Consider the following 3410-nt stretch of genomic DNA (forward strand, 5'->3'; position numbering starts at 1 on the left):
ACCGACCCCAACTCCCCAGAAAATGATCACCAGCGACCCACACACCCAACACAAGACCCATAAATATGACTGACAGGCATACCGGTGTACGCCGGTATCACTCCCCCCGCCCCTGCGGCGGCCAGCAATCGCGGCCCGCACTCACGTTCGGTGGGACCAGGCAGTGTTACGGTCGGCGTGAAGCTTTCATGTCGACCGATGGAGGGCCCGAATGGGTCGCGGATCGTTCCCCTCGGGATTGGCGCGGTCGTTCAACGCGCGGATCATGGCGCTGCGGTCGTCGCCACGCTGGGGGCGTTTTCTCCGGCGGCACCTGGCCGTGGTCACCTACACCGGTCGCCGTTCCGGGCGGACGTTCAGCACGCCTGTCGCGTACCGACAGACCGGCGACGCGGTGGTCATCCAGGTCGCGATGCCCGACGCCAAGCAGTGGTGGCGGAACTTCCTGGGCGAGGGCGGCCCGATCTCGCTGAACCTCGACGGGGTCGACCGGGCCGGGCACGCGGTGGCCCGCCGCGACGACCGGGGCCGCGTCACCGTCACCGTCGACCTGACCCCCTGACCAGGAGCCGGTCGGCTATACGACTATCCCTTGTGGTCGGTCCGCCTACACTTGCCGGCCATGGACCCTGTCGCGCTGGCCACGGCGCTGGCGAAGCCGATCGTGGCGCAGGTCGGGGCCGCCGCCGCCAAGGGCGTCAAGGCTCGCGTGTGGGGGGACCCGGAACGCAAGGCCCTGGAGCGCGCGTTGCGCCGCGCCCTCACCGAGCTGAACCGGTCGTACGGCGACCGGCTGGCCGAGTTCGACGTCAACGACGGCTTCTGGGTGCACGAGGGCGCTCCCGAGCTGGCGAAGGTGCTCGTCCCCGGTGTGCCGCCCTCCCCGGTGCGGCTGGCGGAACGGGCCGTCGACTCGCTCGGCCGGGCCGATTCCGACGACGAGCGGTACGACCGGATCGGCCTGCTGCGGCCGGCGTTCAAGGCCCTGCTCGACGGATTGGCCGCCGAGGTACGCCGCGAGGCGACCCTCCAGGGGATGCTCGGCCGCTCCGATGCCGCGTCGACCGCCCAGGCGACCACCCGCATCGCCGAGCACCTGGGCGCGGTCGACGCCACCGACGACGATCGGGTCGCCTACCTGCGCTGGCTGATCGACCAGCACCGCTACCTGCGTACCGTGGGGGTGGTCCGGAACACCACCGTGCAGCTTCCGTTGGGCGAGGTGTTCGTCGGGTTGCAGGCGCAGCGGGACCGCAATCCCGGTGACCGGGCGCGGGCCTGGTTCGAGCGCGAGCGGGAGCGGCTGGCCGCCCTGGTGGCCGAGGGAACGCTGGACCACACCGGTTTCGAGGCAGCCCTCGACCGGTTGCAGACGGAGTACGGCCACCGGTTCGCCGCCGAAACCGACCAGCCGGCCCGACAGCCGGTGCTCGACGCGGCCCGCGACGCCGCCCAGTTGCTGGTCCTGGGCGACCCGGGAACGGGCAAGACCACCCTGCTGCGTTACCTGGCCCTGACCCACGCCCGAGCGCTCATCAGCGGCGAGCAGGTCCAGGGCCGGGACGCGCTGTTCCCGATCTACCTGCGCATCGGCGAGTACGCCCGCCAGGGATTCTCCAAGATGGGCATCGGTGAGTTCCTGCCCGGCCAGCTCCGCCGCGCGGAGTGCACCCTGCCGGGCCTGCCCGACCTGCTGCGCCGCCAGCTCGACGCCGGCCGCTGCCTGGTGCTGCTGGACGGCCTGGACGAGATCGCCTTGGCCGAGCTGCGGCGGGGCGTGGTCACGGCGGTGACCAACTTCGTGACCGCCCACGCGCGGCAGGGGAACCGGTTCGTGGTGACCAGCCGGATCGCCGGCTACCAGGCCGCCCCGCTGCCGGAGCCGTTCCGCGCGGTGCGGCTCCAGGACATGGACGACCCGACGATCAGCCGGTTCCTCGACGTCTACTGCCGCGAGGTCGAGCGCGCCGAAACCCCGGGCCGGTCCGCCGAGGCGACCCGGTTGGCCGGCGCACGCGAGGCCACCGCGATCGAACAGGCCCTCACCACCAACGCCGGGGTACGCCGGCTGGCCGCCAACCCCCTGCTGTTGACCGCGCTGGTGCTGGTGCACAGGGCCAGCGGCCGGCTCCCGCACCGGCGGGTCGAGGCGTACGTGGAGGTGTGCAACGCCCTCGGGCGCACCTGGCGCAGCGCCCAGGGGGTCGCCGAGGCCGACCTGCCCGACGAGCGAATCCTGACCCGGTGGCTGACCGAGCTGGGCTGGTGGATGCACGAGCACCGCCCGGAGGGTGCGGCCACCCGCGCCGAACTGCTCGACGTCCTCGGCCCACTGTGGGCGGCGCACCAGGGCACCGGATGGGATCCGCGCGTGCTGGAGGCCGCCGACCCGCTGCGCACCGACGCCGGGCTGGGGGTGGCCGAGTTCGTCGACAAGGCCGACACGCACACCGGCCTGCTGGTCGAGCGGGCTCCCGGCCGCTACGGCTTCGCCCACCTGACCTTCGAGGAGTACTACGCCGGCCGGGCGCTGGCGTTCCGTGGCTCGGCCACCGACCGGATCGCCGAGATCCGCCGCCGGCTGCACGACCCCCGCTACGAGGAGCCGATCCTGCTCGCGCTCGGCCTGATCGGCACCGACTATGTCGAGCAGATCGACGAGGTGGTTGCCAAGGCGATCTATCCGGCCGAGGGCAACCCGAGCCCGTACGAGGAACTGCTGGGCCGGGACTTCCTGTTCATGCTCCGGGTCCTGGCCGACGACACGCCCCTGAAGACCGCGACCATCGACGCGGTGATCGACCAGGCGGTCGACGAGTGGTTCGACCAGGAGCACAGCCGATGCCGTTTCTCCGCCTACCGGGCTGCCCTGTCAGAGCGGCTGGGCGCGCTGGGAGGCACCAAGGCCGCTGATCGATTCCGCGCCGCCCTGGACAGCCGTGCCGTCCCAGCCGGTGACACCACCCTGCTGCGCTGGTGCCAGCTTGCGGCCATCGCCGGCCGGCTCGGCGCACTCACCGAACCCACTACCACCGCACTGACCACCCTCGCCACCACACACACCAACCCACACGTACAGATTCAGGCGATCCGGGCGCTGGCCCAACACGACGCACTCACCGAACCCACCATCACCGCCGTGACCAACATCGCCACCACCCACACCAACCCACACGTACAGATTCAGGCGATCTGGATGCTGGCCGAAGCCAACCCACTCACCGAACCCACCATCACCGCATTGACCAACATCGCCACCACCCACATAAACCTGGACAGACGGATCCAGGCGATCGGAGGGCTGGCCGCAGCCAACCCACTCACCGAACCCACCATCACCGCACTGACCACCCTCGCCACCACCCACACCGACTCATTCGTGCAGATCGAAGCGTTCCGGGTGCTGGCCC

General features: G+C 71.0%; 2 protein-coding genes. Both read left to right on the plus strand.

Going from position 1 to position 3410, the window contains the following annotated elements; translation table 11 throughout:
• Positions 1 to 211 precede the first annotated feature (211 nt).
• Positions 212 to 562 carry a nitroreductase/quinone reductase family protein gene (locus B5D80_RS32575; RefSeq protein ID WP_088647753.1) on the plus strand — a complete coding sequence of 117 codons (351 nt, stop codon included), beginning with the start codon at positions 212 to 214 and terminating at the stop codon, positions 560 to 562.
• 60 nt (positions 563 to 622) lie between these two features.
• The coding region (locus B5D80_RS32580) for an NACHT domain-containing protein (protein ID WP_088647754.1) at positions 623 to 3410 on the plus strand (2788 nt) is incomplete at its 3' end.

Source organism: Micromonospora wenchangensis (genome assembly GCF_002210435.1).
In the GTDB taxonomy this organism is placed as follows: domain Bacteria; phylum Actinomycetota; class Actinomycetes; order Mycobacteriales; family Micromonosporaceae; genus Micromonospora; species Micromonospora wenchangensis.

Bases quoted from the DNA above. Each gene is read 5' to 3' on its own strand.
- B5D80_RS32575 (WP_088647753.1), top strand. From the start codon at position 212: ATGGGTCGCGGATCGTTCCCCTCGGGATTGGCGCGGTCGTTCAACGCG.